At 66.4% G+C, this 16,380-nt stretch carries 17 protein-coding genes; 12 read left to right on the top strand and 5 right to left on the bottom strand.

Translation table 11 applies throughout. The features are described from left to right. Together A5652_RS26070 and A5652_RS27960 are read right to left on the bottom strand one after the other, a co-directional pair. The coding region (locus tag A5652_RS26070) for a hypothetical protein (RefSeq protein ID WP_067358835.1) at positions 1-688 on the bottom strand (688 nt) is incomplete at its 3' end. A 407-nt stretch (positions 689-1,095) separates the two neighbouring features. Further along, a complete protein-coding gene (locus tag A5652_RS27960; protein ID WP_156745543.1) occupies positions 1,096-1,305 on the bottom strand; it encodes a hypothetical protein in 210 nt (69 codons plus the stop codon). A gap of 227 nt (positions 1,306-1,532) precedes the next feature. Between A5652_RS27960 and A5652_RS26065 the strand changes: the two genes are divergently transcribed. From A5652_RS26065 to A5652_RS26050, 4 genes are all read left to right on the top strand, one after another. Further along, positions 1,533-1,832, top strand: coding sequence for a PE family protein (locus tag A5652_RS26065; RefSeq protein ID WP_067358833.1), 300 nt, complete (start codon positions 1,533-1,535; stop codon positions 1,830-1,832). An 11-nt stretch (positions 1,833-1,843) separates the two neighbouring features. Then, positions 1,844-3,085 (top strand): PPE family protein, encoded by a 1,242-nt coding sequence (locus A5652_RS26060; RefSeq protein WP_067358831.1) that lies wholly within the window; start codon positions 1,844-1,846, stop codon positions 3,083-3,085. 799 nt (positions 3,086-3,884) lie between these two features. After that, positions 3,885-4,361 carry a hypothetical protein gene (locus A5652_RS26055; protein WP_067358828.1) on the top strand — a complete coding sequence of 159 codons (477 nt, stop codon included), beginning with the start codon at positions 3,885-3,887 and terminating at the stop codon, positions 4,359-4,361. 171 nt (positions 4,362-4,532) lie between these two features. Next, positions 4,533-5,522: an alpha/beta hydrolase gene (locus A5652_RS26050; protein ID WP_067358826.1), complete on the top strand. Its 990-nt coding sequence runs from the start codon at positions 4,533-4,535 to the stop codon at positions 5,520-5,522. 115 nt (positions 5,523-5,637) lie between these two features. Here A5652_RS26050 and A5652_RS26045 read toward each other — a convergent pair whose 3' ends face one another. The 3 genes from A5652_RS26045 to A5652_RS26035 are packed head-to-tail and all read right to left on the bottom strand — an operon-like array spanning position 5,638 to position 8,803. Further along, positions 5,638-6,651, bottom strand: a complete 1,014-nt coding sequence (locus A5652_RS26045; protein WP_067358823.1) for a zinc-binding dehydrogenase — start codon at positions 6,649-6,651, stop codon at positions 5,638-5,640. After that, the gene (locus tag A5652_RS26040) at positions 6,651-7,838 is read right to left on the bottom strand and encodes an LLM class flavin-dependent oxidoreductase (protein WP_067358821.1); all 1,188 of its coding nucleotides are present in this window, start codon (positions 7,836-7,838) and stop codon (positions 6,651-6,653) included. The genes A5652_RS26045 and A5652_RS26040 overlap by 1 nt, the downstream gene beginning before the upstream one ends. Further along, complete coding sequence (locus tag A5652_RS26035; protein WP_156745542.1) at positions 7,835-8,803, bottom strand: alpha/beta fold hydrolase; 969 nt, start codon at positions 8,801-8,803, stop codon at positions 7,835-7,837. Before A5652_RS26035 ends, A5652_RS26040 begins: the two co-directional genes overlap by 4 nt. Before the next feature lie 112 nt (positions 8,804-8,915). On the opposite strand from A5652_RS26035, the gene A5652_RS26030 reads away from it, so the two are divergent. From A5652_RS26030 to A5652_RS25995, 8 genes are all read left to right on the top strand, one after another. After that, on the top strand, positions 8,916-9,329 hold the full coding sequence (locus tag A5652_RS26030; RefSeq protein WP_067358817.1) for a VOC family protein: 414 nt from the start codon (positions 8,916-8,918) through the stop codon (positions 9,327-9,329). A 302-nt stretch (positions 9,330-9,631) separates the two neighbouring features. Further along, positions 9,632-12,055, top strand: a complete 2,424-nt coding sequence (ftsH, locus tag A5652_RS26025; protein ID WP_067358814.1) for an ATP-dependent zinc metalloprotease FtsH — start codon at positions 9,632-9,634, stop codon at positions 12,053-12,055. Positions 12,056-12,071: 16 nt separating this feature from the next. Next, positions 12,072-12,674 carry a GTP cyclohydrolase I FolE gene (folE, locus tag A5652_RS26020; protein ID WP_067358812.1) on the top strand — a complete coding sequence of 201 codons (603 nt, stop codon included), beginning with the start codon at positions 12,072-12,074 and terminating at the stop codon, positions 12,672-12,674. Further along, complete coding sequence (gene folP / locus A5652_RS26015) at positions 12,671-13,522, top strand: dihydropteroate synthase (protein WP_156745541.1); 852 nt, start codon at positions 12,671-12,673, stop codon at positions 13,520-13,522. The genes folE and folP overlap by 4 nt, the downstream gene beginning before the upstream one ends. Continuing rightward, complete coding sequence (gene folB / locus A5652_RS26010; RefSeq protein ID WP_067358808.1) at positions 13,515-13,916, top strand: dihydroneopterin aldolase; 402 nt, start codon at positions 13,515-13,517, stop codon at positions 13,914-13,916. Before folP ends, folB begins: the two co-directional genes overlap by 8 nt. Before the next feature lie 121 nt (positions 13,917-14,037). Next, entirely contained in the window at positions 14,038-14,586 is a 549-nt protein-coding gene (gene folK / locus A5652_RS26005) for a 2-amino-4-hydroxy-6-hydroxymethyldihydropteridine diphosphokinase (RefSeq protein WP_067358806.1), read from the top strand. Then, positions 14,586-15,062: a DUF3180 domain-containing protein gene (locus tag A5652_RS26000; RefSeq protein WP_067358804.1), complete on the top strand. Its 477-nt coding sequence runs from the start codon at positions 14,586-14,588 to the stop codon at positions 15,060-15,062. Before folK ends, A5652_RS26000 begins: the two co-directional genes overlap by 1 nt. A gap of 124 nt (positions 15,063-15,186) precedes the next feature. After that, on the top strand, positions 15,187-16,380 hold a 1,194-nt coding region (locus A5652_RS25995; RefSeq protein ID WP_232001459.1), incomplete at its 3' end, for a DUF6779 domain-containing protein.

The raw sequence follows: 16,380 nt of genomic DNA, 5'->3' as shown, positions 1-16,380 counted from the left end.
CGGCGATGATCCAGTAGAACCACTTATACCCGTCCTTGTGCGGTGCCTTATCGGTGTCCTCTTGCCTGACGACGAGTGCGGCGCAGAACACGGTGATGATGAAGGACAACAGCATCAGGACGCCGGAGATACCGTGGATATGCGCGTAGAAGCGGTTCGGGAAAAAGACAAGGGCGATGAGGCCGAGCGCCATGATCACCCAGAAAATCAACAGCGCGACGGCTCCCAATGGGCTTCTCTTATGCCGAGTGTGGTTGCGGGAGTGCAGCACGGCCATCGCCGACCAGCCCACAATCAGCGCGACAACGACCGTCCAGACGTTGGGCTGAATTGCGGGCACGAATCCATCCGGCAGATCATATTGCCCACACCGTTCCTTTTTCGTGAGCGGACCCTGCGGCACCATCGCGATCATCAACGCGGAGACCCCAGCCAGATTCAACAACACATCCTCGGTGTCGTTGCTGCCCCTGTACATGATGAATAGCGCGCCCAGCGCCAGAAGCGCGGCGATCAGGATGCTGTGCGCGGAGGTGTAATAGTAAGCGCTGAGGGCGAATTGCCAGCAGGTCGCCGACAATTGTTCGATGACAATGGCCACGAATACCATCAGCGTTACGATCACCATGCCGACGCGCACGTCACGGTATATGGCAAGTGTGATGGGCGTTGGTTGTTGGTTGTTCATGCTGCCTACTTCAAGCCGGCCGGTATCTATTCGGGACGATAGCCGTTGATATGGCTGACCGTAGAAAATTCAGGGAAAACGGCGCGCAGTGGTCCGGCATGCTCGGTCGATTCCCCAGCTGAATCGGGGTGGGCCATCGCAACCGCGATCGAGGCTGACAAAAGCCTCTCGCGATCAACTCGGCGTCATGTTGTCGATAAAGTGCTCCGCGCCGCCGGCGGCGCTCAGTTTGCGGACGCGAATGATGATATGCGACTGCGTATTTGAAGGAGTAGGGGGCTTATCACCACCAGCGGCGGGTCCGAGCCCAGGGCCAGGTATCGGGGGCGGAGTTGCGACGGGTCCGACAGTGAATCCCGCCAGCAGCGTAGCCAATTGCACTGGGTTGGGCAGTTTTTAGCGCGATTTCATGTCAGCGGAGCCGCCGGCCGCCGGCAAAGAGCCGGGGATCGCCAGTAGGCATCCAGCGCATGAAAGGTCGCCGACGAGATCATCTGCTGGTGGTTCAGCTGCAGCGTCCTGACCACCGGATGTTCGACTCCGAACCCTCCGGCGAGGCCGGACACCTCGTCCAACGCGCCTCCGGCAAAGCTGAGCGGCCTACTCAGTACCTTCATATAGGTTCATATATGTCTCCAATCATATTTGTTTTCAGCACTTTTCATATCAGCTCCAAATGTTGCAGCATTTCAGATCAGCTAAGTGAACAGTTCCCCTCGCGACAATGAATTAGCGACTCTCGGCCTGTTGTCTCTGGGCACGACTGGCCTAACGTGTCCAGGCGTCCGACTCGGCACGTCTATGGGTGTCGAGAGCTATTGATTTGAAAGGGTTTTGAGAAGAGATGTCGTTCTTGATGGTGCGGCCGGAAATGCTGGATATCGCTTCCCGCGAGTTGCACGTGATCAATGCGTCCTTGCGGGAGGGAAGTTCGGCGGTGGCCATCCCCACAACCGGCGTGGTCCCCGCCGCAGCCGACGCGGTGTCGATATTGACCGCGCAACATTTTTCCCGGCACGGTGCGCTCTTCCAGGAGATCAGCGCGCACGCTGCGCTGGTCCGTGAGCAGTTGACGACAATGCTTGGCATCAGCGCCGGCTCGTACGCCGTCACGGAAATCGCCAACTCTGCCGCGGTCGGTTAGGCGAGGCCACCATGCTCGATTTCGCGCAGTTGCCGCCGGAGATCAATTCCGCGCTGATCTATTCAGGGCCCGGCTCGGGTCCGCTGCTAGCCGCCGCCGCGGCCTGGGACGGCCTGGCCACCGAGTTGCGATCCGCGGCATCCGCCTACGGGGCGGTGATCTCGGGCCTTACCGATGGACCATGGCAGGGGCCGGCCGCCTCCGCCATGCTGACAGCGGTTATCCCGCAGGTGGCTTGGTTATCCGGCACGGGCGGGAAGGCCGAACACGTCGCCGCTCAAGCGGTGGCGGCGGCGACTGCCTATGAGCTGGCGTTCGCCGAAACGGTGCCACCGCCGGTGATTGCGGCGAACCGGGCGTTGCTGGGGGAGTTGCTGGCGACGAACTTCCTCGGCCAGAACATCGCTGCCATTGCGGCTACCGAGGCCCAATACGGCGAGATGTGGGCTCAGGACGCCGGCGCGATGTACGGATACGCCGGTGGGTCGGCCGCCGCGTCAATGTTGCCGCCATTCGAGCCGGCCGAGCCTGCTGCCAACCCGGCCGGCGCGGCTCGTCAGGCCGCCGCGGTGGCCCAAGCGGCCGGCACCACCGGAAGCGAGAGCGCGCAGGGGCTCGACGCGGTGCCCCAGACGCTGTCCGCGCTGGCCGGGTCGACAAACAATCCCGCGTCGTCCGGCAACCCCACGCTTTCCCTGGGAGGAATCAGCCTGAACCCTGAAGGCGATGGCCTGGTGGTGGGTGGCCCATTGGGTGATCTGTTGGAGGGGCTGACCGGGTCGCAAACACTGGATGCCAGCACGCCTTTCGACGCCTTCATCCGATTGATTTCTCCGACGCGGCTCTTCACCACCTCGTTCAAAGACATCCAGAGCCTTGCGCAGGGGTTCATGCCCGCCGCGAAGTCTGCGGGCGAGGGCGTCGCCAAGGCAGCGGAAGCGGCTGTCCCCGCGGCCGTTTCGGGCGCGGGCTTGGGCTCGCTCGGCGCGATTGGCGGAGCCGTCGGCAAGGCGGCATCCGTCGGTGGATTGTCGGTACCAGCGGCTTGGGCAAGCACGGCACCGGCGGCACCTTCGGTGGCCGTGGCGCTCAACGGCGCCACCGCTGCGGGGGCGGTTGACCGTGCCACGAATGCCGTTGGTGGGGTGCCGATGACGCCCACCGGCGGAGTGGGGCGCAGCGCCGGCGCTTTTGTTGCACCTCGATACGGTTTCAAGCCCACCGTTATCGCCCAGCCCCCGGCGGGAGGCTGATCCGAAGACCGAACCGGCAATTATCGGGACGATTTCAGAAGGGCGGATCGTCCGGCAAGGGCTGTAGGACCGGACGCTCACGACCTGCCACACGCCGGTGCCGTCCGCAAGCTGCTTGTCGCGCCAGCTGTCGAAAGTCTTGAGCCGATGATGGTTCCAATTCGCCAAGTACGTCTACGAGAGACCTATGAAGCCCGGTTCGCGACTCGGTGACTTCAAGTGCGGCTCACGCCGAAGGGGTCCAGCGAAACTACGGACACATGAACGCTATCGGCGGGCATTCACGAGGTGTGATCGCGTCCGGCGGGGGATTATCTCCGTCCCAAATCGCGATGGGCCGACCTTGCATAGTCACGTTGCCCTGCTCATAGTTGGCGGAGTACCAGGTGTGGCAGACGTTCCAGTCCCAATCCAACAGGCCATTAACCACATAGGGCATATTCTTGGGGTCCCCCGGGCACCAGCGGTGCGGGCCATCGGCTTGGGCCGTACCAGCGGCCAGCCCTAAAACGGCCGCACTCAGACCGCTTACCACCAATGCAGTCGTAGCTAACCGCACAATTCGCCGTGTCATCAATCTGACATTAGTAACCCTCGTAGCCGACTGGCTAAGAACACTTCAGCCGAGAATTGCCGACCGTTCGTACTGGCGGGGCCCGTTGCAAGAATCGCACAAGGATCACGCAAGGCGGCTGCCGGACTCTTTGTACGAATGGCCGTCACAGGCGGGTAAGGCTAACGACCCGCGCCTGGCACGGCACATCCAGACCCCGGAGCTACCCCAGAAGGGACATTCGTCATGTGGAAAATCACTGCCCGCTCGATCGTGGCGCTCACAGCAGGAGTGGGCGCCCTCATTGCGGGTGCCTCGGTCGCCAACGCCGATCCGGCGGACATCCCGCCGACGCAGACGTCACCTGGCGACTACGTCGGAGACTGGCAGAGGCACCTAAGCACGATGACGATCGCGCCCGACGGCACCGGGACGATCCTGCTCGGGTCCAGCGCCCGCGACGGCGAGAGGTGGACCATGCGCTGGACGCAGGGCGACGGCCTGGGTCTCGCGATCAGGTTGGAGCAGCGCATCGGTGCCTGGGGCGACGGACTGGACGGCAACATCAACGAGCAGACCGCGTGGAAGGCCGAGCTCGTCGTGGCCCCAGACGGTGTCACCGTTCTCCACTTAGCCCAGAAACCCGCCGAACTCACCGATTGGTACGCAGGCGACATCTGGTGCTCACAGAAATATGGCTACAGCCGGTTCTGTGGTGCCTGACGAGCGCCGCCGGCGCCAAATGCTTCAGCAAGTGGTGGCACCGACTGCGTAAAGAACACTCTGATGGTTTTCCCTGCCGAGGCTGGCCTGAAGGGGTTGCACGTTAGCCTGAGGGCGCACTCTTGAGCCAGAAGAGGGCCCTGTACGCGTAATTGGTGCTTACATCGAGCCATGAAGAAAGTCGCTGCGCTCGCCGGACTCGGAGCCTCGGTTTTCGTAGGCCGCCGCTACCTGGCAATGCGCGACGCCATCGCGGACGTCGATCCGGAACTTCGCAGCCCCCTGCTGCCGCTCTTGCCCGGTTCAACGAACGCGCGGACGCTCCCGCTCGTTCGGAAGGTGTTTCGCTTGAGCCTCAAGCCGGGGGAAGGCGTCACGGTGACGGAGCGCCGTATCGCTGGCGACCCCGCCGTGCGCGTGCTTGTCACGACGCCTGCCGAGCATGACGCGCCTCGACCGGCAGTGCTCTGGATCCATAGCGGTGGGATGATTCTCGGCTCTCCGCAATTCGAGGCGCCGTTCAGCGGTCGACTCGCGCGTGAACTCGGGGCGGTCGTGGTCTCACCCGACTACCGGTTGGCGCCCGAGCACCCGTTCCCCGCTGCCCTCGATGACTGCATGGCGGTGCTGCGATGGATGCTTGCCAGCGCGGACGAGCTTGGAATCGACCCCCAGCGGATCGCCGTGGCCGGCGGGAGTGCCGGTGGCGGCCTCTCCGCCGCTGTCGCGCAGCGCAGTCACGATGAGCGAATCCCGCTACGCGCTCAGGTTCTGATTTACCCGATACTCGATGACCGCACGGCTCTCTGTGAGGACCACGACCGACGCGGCCGGTTCATGTGGACACCGGCGGCGAGCAAGTTCGCCTGGACCGCTTATCTAGGGCGGCAGCCGCGAATGTCGGATGCACCCGAGTACGCGGCACCAGCGCGGCGCACGGACCTGGCCGGCCTGCCTCCGGCGTGGATCGGAGCAGGCGATCTCGACCTTCTCCACGAAGAGAGTGTTCGGTACGCCGAGCAGCTAAAAGCTTGCGGTGTCCCGTGCGAGCTCGTCACCGTCCCGAAGATGTACCACGGCGCGGACCTCATCGCGTCGAAGGCCGCCTCGATGCAGGAATTTAGCCGCAGCTACGTGGGCTACCTGCGGACGTATCTATAGCTACCGCAGATTGCGGTGGTCGTCGCCAGGCACAGACGAACATCCGTAACGGAAGTCTTTCCCTGGGTGGTGTTGACGGCAAAGGCGTTTGAGATCCCCTGCCGACCGACAGCCTTTAGGGCGTGACGAGGATCTTGCAGTGCCGCTCGGGGTCGGCGAGATCGGCGAAAGCCGTACCGACCGCGTCGAGGCCGACCTCGCCGGTGATCAGCGGGCTGACGTCGATGTCGCCCTCGGCCAGGGAGCGCAGCGAGTCGCCGAACTCCTCGGGCGTGTAGGCGAGTACGAATTGGACGTTGATTTCCTTGGCGATCGCAAAGAACGGATGCACCGTATCGGGTTGCATGCACACACCGGCGACCACCAGGCGGGTGCCGGGCCGCGCCCGAAGGAGTACGTCATCGATGATGCCCGGCACGCCGACCGCCTCGAACACCACCGCGGGCTTGACGGTGTCGAAGGGCGAACCCTGCGCCGCATCCAGCGCCTGGTGTGCGCCCATCGCCGTGGCCAGCTCGCGGCGTTTAGGCGAAAAGTCGGAAGCCACAATGGTTTCGATGCCCTTTGCCCGCAGCGCCGCGATGATGGCGATTCCGATCGGGCCGCAGCCGAGCACCAGGGCCGTCTCGCCGGGGGCGATGTTGGACTTGTTGACCGCGTGCAGCCCCACCGCCATTGGCTCGGTCAGGGAGGCGTGTTTGAAGTCCAGGCCGTTGGGGATGGGCAGCAGCAGCGGCGCCGAAAGCAGCATCCGTTCGGCGTAGCCACCGACGGTGCTGTTGCTGTAGACGATCGGCTCGACACCCTTGGCGGACAACAGCACCGGCAACGACGTGACCAGGGTGCCCGGTGGATGGGTCTCGGTGTCTGGCCCGGCTTCGAGGACCTCGGCGCTGAACTCGTGACCCATGAAGATGTCGTGGTTCAGGTCGACGTGCATGGCGCCAGAACCGCCGGCCACCCGGTCGCTCATTTCCAGGACCTGCGCGCCGTGGGCGGCGAAATGCAAGTCGGAACCGCAGATTCCGCACGCCCGCACACCCACCAGCACCTGGCCGGCTTCGGGTATCGGATCGGGCACGTCGTCCCGGTAGACCATGCGGCCGTCCCGTAGCACCGCCGCGCGCATCAGTGCACCGCGTCTTTCTGCTCGTCGACGTGCTCGGTGATGGCCTGCACGACCGCTTCACCGGCCCGCCCGATCAACTGGTCGCGCTTGCCCTTCGCCCAGTCGTGCGACGAGCGAGACGCTTCGAGCTGTCGTTTGAAGTGGGGAATCACTTTGCGCGCCATCAGGTCATAGCTGTGGTACGTCGCTTGCGGGGAGGCCCAGTCGTGGCCGAGCATCAGGAGGGTGCCGAAGCCGCCGGAGCGATCGAGCAGGTCCTCGATGTGGGCGATGGCGTCCTCGGGAGTGCCAATGCAGCAGTTTCCCTTGGCCGCATAGTCGGCGACGAATTCGTGTGGCGTCTGGGTGCCTTCAACGCTGTTGGCCAGCGGCACAAACCCAGCGGCGCCAAAGTAATTCGCGAAATCCTGCAGGCCGTAGGTGCAGTCGTCGATGGCCTGCTCACGGCTGTCGGCGATGTGCATGATGCTCAGGACTCGCCAGCCGGCCCGGTCCGGCTCATCCCGGCCCACCTTCGCGGCCTGTTCGCGGACCACGTCCCAGGTGGTTTCCAGCGCCGCGTAGCCGCCGGGTACCGACATCGACAACGACAGCAGCGAGGTGCCGAGCGCACCGGCCAGTCGCGGCCCCGACGGAGAAATCATTGCCGCCGTGGATATTTCGGGGTAGGGCCAGGTGTAGGGACGAATGTGCAACTGTGCGTCTCGCAGGGTGAACCAGTCGGAGTGACGGTCGATGCGTTCGGTGGGCGCGGCGCGAAACAGCGCCAGGATCGCCTCGAGAGACTCCTGCATCATCCGGCGTTGCTCGATCGGGTCGATGCCCATCATGTAGGCGTCCGAGGGCAGCGCGCCTGGGCCGGTGCCGAACATCACCCGACCGCGGGTCAGGTGGTCCAGCAGCACCCAGCGGTCGGCGACCATGAGCGGATGGTGGTAGGGCAGTGAAACGACACCGGTGCCCAGCCGGATGTGTTTGGTCCGCTCGGCGGCCGCGGCGATGAACACCTCCGGGCAGGCGATCAGCTCGTAGCCACCGGAGTGGTGCTCGCCGAACCACGCCTCGTCGAATCCCAGCCGATCCAGGGCGACGACCCGTTCCATGTCGTATTCCAGTGCCACGGTTGGGGATTGCCCGATGGGGTGAAACGGGGTGATGAAGACACCGAAACGCAGGGGCGCGCTCATTGCAGCTCCAATCCGTTGAGGAATTCCAGTAAGGCCGCGTTCACCTCGTCGGGGCGCTCCTGCTGCAGCCAGTGCCCGGCGCCGTCGATCATCACCTGTTGGTACGGACCCGAGATCGCGTCCACGGCGCGATCGGTGCTTATGAACGACAGGACCGGATCGGCTGTCCCGCCGATGAACATGCACGGGACCGAGATCTTCGCTCCGTCGAGTTCGGCGGTGGTCTCCCAGTTGCGGTCGAAATTGCGATACCAGTTCAGGCCGCCGGTGAAACCGGTGCGGGTGAACTCGGCGATGTAATGGTCGAGTTCGTCCTGGCTTATCCAGCCCGGCAGCCCGTTTGGTTCCGGCAGCCGCTCGATGAAACCTTCCGGACCGGGGGCCACCATCCGCAGCGCCGCGGCCTGGTCATCGGATGTGCGCAGGCCGCCGCCCATCATGCGGCGCATCACTCGAGCGGGGTCGGCGTTCAATTCGGCGTCGGCGACGCCGGGCTCCTGGAAGTACAGGATGTAAAAGAAGTTCTCGCCGAACGTCTTGCGCCACGCCGTTGTCGGCGCCACTTGCGAGCGCGGCGTCACCGGCACGCTCATCGCTGCGACGGCGGCGACGCGGTCCGGGTGCAGCAGCGGGGCGTTCCACACCACGGCGGCACCCCAGTCGTGCCCGACCCAGACGGCGCGCCGCGCGCCGACGTCGTCGAGCAGACCGACGAGGTCGGCCGTCAGCTGATGAATGTCGTAGGCCTCAACGGCGTCCGGACGGTCCGAACCGCCGTAGCCGCGCTGATCGGGCGCCAGCACGTGGTAACCCGCCTCGGCGAGGACGGGAATTTGGTGACGCCAGGAGTAGGCGAGTTCGGGGAAGCCGTGCGCAAGCAGCACCACGGGTGCGCCTCGGTCGCCCGCCTCGGTCACTCGCAGACGGACACCATTCGTATCTACTAACCGTTCGGTTGGGGGCACCGTCCCACCAAAGCACAACGGTTGCTGGCTGAGAAGGCCCCAAGCGGTCTTGGCTCGCCGAACGGTTCTCGGTTGGCGATCAAAAGGGCAGCCGGCGGGAATACTCCATTCGATGCGACTGGACCACGTGGTGCTTTGGACGAAGGATCCGCGGGTGTCGATGGACTTCTACACCCGCGTCGTCGGGCTGGAACCGGTCCGGTTCGCCGAATTCGAAGCCGGAGATGCGCCCTTTCCCAGCGTGCGGGTTTGTGCGGACTCCATCATCGACTTGATGCCCGCCGAAGGCATTTCGGCGACCGAAACGTTGACGCGTATCGAGGGCAGCGCCGGCCACCCGGTCAATCACGTCTGCCTGGCGCTGTCGAAGCCCGAATACGACGCGCTGGACCGGCGGCTGCGGGCCGAAGGCGTGGACACCGGCGCGCGGCTGAACCGGAGCTTCGGTGCGCGCGGGTGGGCGCCACAGGGTTATTACTTCCCCGATCCGGACGGCAATGTGGTCGAGGCCCGGTATTACGAGTAGTTGTATTACGAGTAGTCGGGAACTGCCCGTCGTTAACTGAGAAAGAACAACGGCGTCCTGGGCCATGCCCCGCTTGCGGGGACTGCGCCCCGGCTCTGCCGGAGCTGGCGATCGCCACTAGCGGTATGGTGTCGACCCGCTGCGCCCCGGCTCTGCCGGAGCTGGCGATCGCCACTGGCGGTATGGTGTCGACCCGCTGCGCCCCGGCTCTGCCGGAGCTGGCGATCGCCACTAGCGGTAGCCTGGACTTTTCCAGCTGCGTGCACATCGGGGAAGGACCTGGCCGGCAAGGCCGATGATTGATGAACCGGAAAAACGTAATTCGCACCATCATGGCGATTGCTGTCGTGGTGCTGCTCGGTTGGTCGTTCTTCTACTTCAGCGACGACACCCGCGGCTATAAGCCCGTCGACACGTCGGTGGCGATGTCCCAGATCAATGGCGACAACGTCAAAAGTGCACAAATCGACGACCGCGAACAGCAACTTCGTTTGACCCTGAAGAAGGGCAACGGCGATACCGACAACTCCGACAAGGTCATCACCAAGTTCCCCAGCGGCTATGCGGTCGACCTGTTCAACGCGCTGAGCGCCAAGAACGCGAAGGTCAGCACCGTCGTCAACCAGGGCAGCATCCTGGGCGAGCTGCTGGTCTACGTCCTGCCGCTGCTGCTGCTGGTCGGGCTGTTCGTCATGTTCTCCCGCATGCAGGGCGGCGCCCGGATGGGCTTCGGCTTCGGCAAGTCGCGCGCCAAACAGCTCTCCAAGGACATGCCCAAGACCACGTTCGCCGACGTCGCCGGCGTCGACGAGGCGGTCGAGGAGCTCTACGAGATCAAGGACTTTCTGCAGAACCCCGGCCGATACCAGGCGCTGGGCGCCAAGATCCCCAAAGGCGTGCTGCTGTACGGGCCGCCGGGAACCGGAAAGACGCTGCTGGCCCGTGCGGTCGCCGGGGAGGCCGGGGTTCCGTTCTTCACGATCTCGGGCTCTGACTTCGTCGAGATGTTCGTCGGCGTCGGTGCGTCCCGGGTGCGCGACCTATTCGATCAGGCCAAGCAGAACAACCCGTGCATTATTTTCGTCGACGAGATCGACGCGGTGGGCCGCCAGCGCGGCGCGGGCCTTGGCGGCGGTCACGACGAGCGCGAGCAGACGCTCAACCAGTTGCTGGTCGAGATGGACGGGTTCGACCCGCGGGCCGGGGTCATCCTGATAGCGGCCACCAACCGACCGGACATCCTGGACCCGGCGCTGCTACGCCCCGGCCGTTTCGACCGGCAGATCCCGGTATCCAACCCGGACCTGGCGGGTCGCAAAGCGGTGCTGGAAGTGCACTCCAAAGGCAAGCCGATCGGCCCGGACGCCGACCTCGCCGGGCTGGCCAAACGCACTGTCGGCATGACCGGCGCCGACCTGGCCAACGTCATCAACGAGGCGGCGCTGCTCACCGCCCGCGAGAACGGCACCGTCATCACCAGCGCCGCCCTGGAGGAAGCGGTGGACCGGGTGATCGGTGGGCCGCGACGCAAGGGCCGGATTATCAGCGAGCAGGAAAAGAAGATCACCGCCTATCACGAGGGCGGGCACACGCTGGCCGCCTGGGCGATGCCCGATATCGAGCCGATCTACAAGGTGACAATTTTGGCCCGCGGGCGCACCGGCGGGCACGCGGTGGCGGTGCCGGAGGAAGACAAGGGCCTGCGGACCCGCTCGGAGATGATCGCGCAGCTGGTGTTCGCCATGGGTGGGCGCGCGGCCGAGGAGCTGGTATTCCGGGAGCCGACGACGGGCGCGGTGTCCGACATCGAGCAGGCGACCAAGATCGCGCGGGCGATGGTCACCGAATTCGGCATGAGCTCCAAACTCGGTGCCGTCAAATACGGTTCGGAGCACGGCGACCCGTTCCTGGGCCGCACCATGGGGACGCAGGCTGACTACTCGCACGAGGTCGCCCGCGACATCGACGACGAGATCCGCAAACTGATCGAGGCCGCCCACACCGAGGCGTGGGAGATCCTCACCGAATATCGGGACATTCTCGACACGTTGGCCGGCCAGCTGCTGGAAAAGGAAACCCTGCACCGCGCCGAGCTGGAGGGCATCTTCTCCGGTGTCGAAAAACGCCCGCGGCTCACCATGTTCGACGATTTCGGCGGCCGCATCCCGTCGGACAAACCTCCGATCAAGACGCCCGGCGAGCTGGCCATCGAGCGCGGCGAGCCCTGGCCCCCGCCGGTTCAAGAGCCCGCCTTCAAGGCGGCCATCGCGCGGGCGACCGAAGCCGCCGCGGCCGCGCGGGCGGAGGCCGAGCGGAACGCCAACGGCGGCAACGGATCCCATGGCGCTCAAGGCGGTAATCGTCGGGGGGAGCCGCAGGGGCCCACGCAACCCGACTACGGCGCCCCGGCCGGCTGGCGTGCGCCGGGCTGGCCGCCCCAGCAACAACAGCCGAACTACTGGCATCCGCCCGCGCAGCCTGGCCAGCAGCCCTACTGGCAGCAACCCGCACGCGGTTACGCCGGCCCGCAGGGCTATCCCGGGCAGCAGGGCGGTCAGCAAAGTTATCCCGGTCAGCAGGGCGGCGCCGGTCACCCGGGTCAGCCCCATCCCGCCTATCCGCCGTATCCGCCGTATCCGCCGCCCGGCCAACCCGCTCCGGACGGCAGCTCGCCCGACCGGCAGGATGACGACGTGAGCCGGTCCAACCCGCCGGCTCACGGCTGAGCAAACGGAGGATTCGATGGCGCTGCCGGATACCGCGATACACACGACGCGGCTGTTCGATCAGGAGCGCGCCGAGGCCGCGGTCCGCGAGTTGCTGCACGCAATAGGTGAGGACCCCGATCGGGATGGCTTGCGGGAAACGCCGGCCCGGGTCGCCCGCGCCTACCGCGAGATGTTCGCCGGGCTCTACACCGACCCGGACAGCGTGTTGAACACGATGTTTGACGAGGATCACGACGAACTGGTGCTGGTCAAGGAAATCCCGCTGTATTCAACGTGTGAGCACCACCTGGTGTCGTTCCACGGGGTGGCCCATGTCGGCTACATCCCGGGCAACGACGGCAGGGTCACCGGCCTGTCGAAGATCGCCCGGCTGGTCGATCTGTATTCCAAGCGGCCCCAGGTGCAGGAGCGGCTCACCAGTCAGATCGCCGACGCGCTGGTGAAAAAGCTCAATCCGCGCGGCGTGATCGTCGTGGTGGAGGCCGAGCACCTGTGCATGGCGATGCGCGGGGTCCGCAAACCCGGAGCGATCACCACCACCTCAGCGGTGCGCGGACTGTTCAAAACAAACGCTGCGTCTCGAGCCGAAGCGCTCGACCTGATCCTGCGTAAGTGAGTCTGGCGCCTGTGCAGGTAATGGGAGTTCTGAACGTCACTGACGATTCGTTCTCCGACGGCGGCCGCTATCTCGAGCCCGACAAAGCCGTCGCGCAGGGTGTGGCCCTGATCGCCGACGGCGCCGACATCGTCGATGTCGGGGGAGAGTCGACCCGGCCCGGCGCCACGCGGATCGATCCGCACGTCGAGACGTCCCGGGTCGTGCCCGTCGTCAAAGAGCTTTCGGCACAAGGCATCACCGTCAGTATCGACACCATGCACGCCGACGTCGCACGGGCGGCGCTGTGCGCCGGAGCGCGGATTGTCAACGACGTGTCCGGCGGCCGCGCCGATCCCGCCATGGCGCCGCTGGTGGCCGACGCGAAAGTGCCTTGGGTCCTGATGCATTGGCGATCGGTGTCGGCCGAGCGGCCGCACGCTGCGCCGCGCTACCGCGACGTGGTCGCCGAGGTGCGCGACGAGTTACTGGCCAGCGTGGACGCCGCGGTGTCTTCCGGTGTCGACCCCGGCCGGCTGATGATCGATCCCGGCCTGGGATTCGCCAAGACGGCACAACACAATTGGGCGCTGCTGCATGCCCTGCCGCAATTGGTCTCCACCGGCATCCCGGTGCTCCTGGGTGCATCGCGCAAACGGTTCCTCGGTACGTTGTTAGCCGGGGCCGACGGTTCGCCACGACCACCCGATGGGCGTGAGACGGCCACCGCGGTGGTTTCGGCGCTGGCCGCCCTGCACGGGGCCTGGGGGGTGCGTGTTCACGATGTACGGGCCACGGTCGACGCCCTCAGGGTCGTAGCGGCCTGGACCGATGGGTCGCACACGGAACTGGCTGGAGACAATGGCTGATCGAATCGAGTTGCGCGGCTTGAAGGTTCGCGGACAACACGGGGTTTTCGACCACGAGCGCGCCAACGGTCAGGACTTCGTCATCGACATCACGGTGTGGATCGACCTCGCCGACGCCGCGGCCAGCGATGAACTGGCCGAAACCTACGACTACTCCGCGCTGGCCCAATTGGCCGCCGATGTGGTCGCCGGGCCCGCGCGCAATCTGATCGAAACCGTCGGGGCCCATATCGCCGACCAGGTGATGGACGACGAACGTGTGCACGCCGTCGAGGTGGCGGTCCACAAGCCGCAGGCTCCGATCCCGCAACAGTTCGCCGACGTCTCGGTGGTGGTGCGGCGGTCGCGCCGTGGCGCCCGCGGTTCGGTGATCCCGGCGGGCGAGACGCTATGACCCGCGCCGACGACGATGACGCCGGCTCGGCCGGCGTTGTGGGGGTACCCCCCGCTTGCGGGGGTGGGGGCACTCCCCAGCTTCGCGGGGACCCCACCCAATTGTGGGGGAAGCGAGGCTTATGACCAGAGTCGTGCTGTCGATCGGTTCCAATTTGGGTGACCGGCTGGCGCGGTTGCAATCGGTCGTCGACGGGCTGGGCGCGGCGGTGCTCGCCGTGTCCCCGGTGTACGAGACCGACGCCTGGGGCCGGGTGGATCAGGCGCCGTTCCTCAACGCGGTGCTGATCGCGGACGACCCGGACTGCGACGGGCAGGGCTGGCTGCGCCGGGGGCAGGAGTTCGAGCGCGCGGCGGGCCGGGTGCGCGGCGAGCGCTGGGGCCCGCGCACCCTCGACGTCGACCTGATCGCCTGCTACGGCCCAACCGAGGTGATTTCCCGGGAGAACAACCTGACGTTGCCGCATCCGCTCGCCCACCTACGGGCGTTCGTGCTCATCCCATGGCTGGACGTGGACCCGGATGCTCGGCTGACGCTGGCCGACGGGCCGCAGCCGGTCGCCGCCCTGCTCGCCCAACTGGAAGCCGTCGACCGGGACGGCGTACGACCGACCGGACTGAGGCTTCGGCCGCACGGGAACCGGCCGGCCGACCCGGGGCCGACGAGCTGATGGGCCCCACCCGCAAGCGCGACTTGACGGCCGCGGTGGTCGCCGCCGCCGTTGTGGGCTATCTCCTGGTCGAGGGCTTATATCGGTTGTTCCCGCCGATCACCGTGTGGACCGGCCTGTCGCTGCTGGCGGTGGCCGTCGCCGAGGCGCTGTGGGCGCGCTACGTGCGGGCCAGGATCAACGCGGGCGAAATCGGGTCCGGTCCGGGCTGGCTGCACCCGCTCGCGGTGGCGCGCAGCCTGATGGTCGCCAAGGCCTCGGCCTGGGTGGGCGCGCTGATGCTGGGCTGGTGGGTCGGCATCTTGGTGTATTTCCTGCCGCGCAAATCCTGGTTGCGGGCCGCCGCCGAGGACACCTCGGGGACGGTGGTGGCGGCCGTCAGCGCGCTGGCGCTGCTGGTTGCCGCGCTGTGGTTGCAACATTGCTGCAAGTCACCGCCGGATCCGACGGAGCACGGCGAGGGTGCGGAAAGCTAGCCGGGCGCCAGAATTGCCGACGGCCGGCGGGCGGTCAATTCCCCGCGGACTTGCGGACAACCCGCGCGAGAATCGCCGAAGCCGCGCGACACGCGGATTGACCTCGCACAGGTAGTCTCAGGCCATGACCGTTCTGTCCCGCGGCGCCCGGGTCCGGCGCGGCGGCCGCAGGCCGGGTTGGGTGCTCTTGACGGCGTTGCTGGTCCTCGCGATGGGGGCCAGCTCCGCGTTGGTTTTCACCAATCGGGTGGAACTTCTCAAGCTCGCTGTAATCCTGGCGCTGTGGGCCGCAGTCGCCGGCGCCTTCGTTTCCGTGCTCTATCGCCGCCAAAGTGACGCCGATCAGTCCCGGGTCCGCGACCTCAAGCTGGTTTACGACCTGCAGCTGGACCGCGAGATCGCGGCCCGGCGCGAGTACGAGCTGACCGTCGAGTCGCAGCTGCGTCGCGAGCTGGCCTCCGAGCTGCGCGCTCAGGCCGCCGACGATCTCGCCGAGTTGCGCGCGGAGCTTTCCGCCTTGCGGACCAGCCTGGAAATCCTCTTCGACACCGACCTCGCGCACCGCCCGGCCCTCGGCGGCATGCCGGATGCCGAGCCGCAACCGGAGCGCGCGTACAGCGAGTGGGATCGCAACGGCGAGAACCCCCGCGACACCCCGGTCGATTGGGTGTCCAGCGACCGCGTGACGTCGGTGCCGCGGGATGACCCGGGGCGCACCGACGACGCCATCATCGACGTCCCCGAGGAACCGCTGGTTCCCCCGCGGCAGCAGCCGCCGATCCGCCGGGAGCGGGTACAAAACCAGTACGAGCCGGTCCCGGATCCCGCGTACGCCCAGGAGGCCGCCTACGCCGCGGATTCCCCCTATGCGGGACCAACGCAGCCTAGGTTCGAGCCTGGCCCCCAACCGCCGCAGGCCGCCCGGGCGGGGCAGTTCCAACCGGAGCCGGCAGCGCAGTTCCAGTCGGACCCGCCGCCAGAGTCCCAACCGCAGCGCGAACCGGAACCAGCACCGGAGCCGCAACCACAGCCCCAGGGGCAGTGGCCGGGGCAGGGTTGGCAGCCGGCCGCCGCGGAAGGCCAGTGGTTACCCCCCGGCGCCCCGGGGAGCAATTGGGCCGGCGCCGATTCCCGCGCGGACTCCGCCGGTGGGCGGCGTGCCCGGCATTCGGGCGTCGACGAGGCCTGGGATGGCCCGCCCGTCGACCCGGTGCCGCCACCGCCATACGGTGACTCCGGCCGCCGGGCACGCCGCCCACCGGCGGAGTCCGCGCGGGAATCGGCGCCGGCCCAATTGCTCCCCGGGGCGCCGGGGGGT

This window comes from Mycobacterium sp. 1165178.9, assembly GCF_001673555.1.
Lineage (GTDB): Bacteria > Actinomycetota > Actinomycetes > Mycobacteriales > Mycobacteriaceae > Mycobacterium.
The sequence above is the reverse complement of the archived record's forward strand: the minus strand, read 5'-3'. Positions and strand labels throughout refer to the sequence as shown.

Bases quoted from the DNA above. Each gene is read 5' to 3' on its own strand.
- A5652_RS27960 (WP_156745543.1), bottom strand. From the start codon at position 1,305: ATGAAGGTACTGAGTAGGCCGCTCAGCTTTGCCGGAGGCGCGTTGGAC.
- A5652_RS26065 (WP_067358833.1), top strand. From the start codon at position 1,533: ATGTCGTTCTTGATGGTGCGGCCGGAAATGCTGGATATCGCTTCCCGC.
- A5652_RS26060 (WP_067358831.1), top strand. From the start codon at position 1,844: ATGCTCGATTTCGCGCAGTTGCCGCCGGAGATCAATTCCGCGCTGATC.
- A5652_RS26055 (WP_067358828.1), top strand. From the start codon at position 3,885: ATGTGGAAAATCACTGCCCGCTCGATCGTGGCGCTCACAGCAGGAGTG.
- A5652_RS26050 (WP_067358826.1), top strand. From the start codon at position 4,533: ATGAAGAAAGTCGCTGCGCTCGCCGGACTCGGAGCCTCGGTTTTCGTA.
- A5652_RS26045 (WP_067358823.1), bottom strand. From the start codon at position 6,651: ATGCGCGCGGCGGTGCTACGGGACGGCCGCATGGTCTACCGGGACGAC.
- A5652_RS26040 (WP_067358821.1), bottom strand. From the start codon at position 7,838: ATGAGCGCGCCCCTGCGTTTCGGTGTCTTCATCACCCCGTTTCACCCC.
- A5652_RS26030 (WP_067358817.1), top strand. From the start codon at position 8,916: ATGCGACTGGACCACGTGGTGCTTTGGACGAAGGATCCGCGGGTGTCG.
- ftsH (WP_067358814.1), top strand. From the start codon at position 9,632: ATGAACCGGAAAAACGTAATTCGCACCATCATGGCGATTGCTGTCGTG.
- folE (WP_067358812.1), top strand. From the start codon at position 12,072: ATGGCGCTGCCGGATACCGCGATACACACGACGCGGCTGTTCGATCAG.
- folB (WP_067358808.1), top strand. From the start codon at position 13,515: ATGGCTGATCGAATCGAGTTGCGCGGCTTGAAGGTTCGCGGACAACAC.
- folK (WP_067358806.1), top strand. From the start codon at position 14,038: ATGACCAGAGTCGTGCTGTCGATCGGTTCCAATTTGGGTGACCGGCTG.
- A5652_RS26000 (WP_067358804.1), top strand. From the start codon at position 14,586: ATGGGCCCCACCCGCAAGCGCGACTTGACGGCCGCGGTGGTCGCCGCC.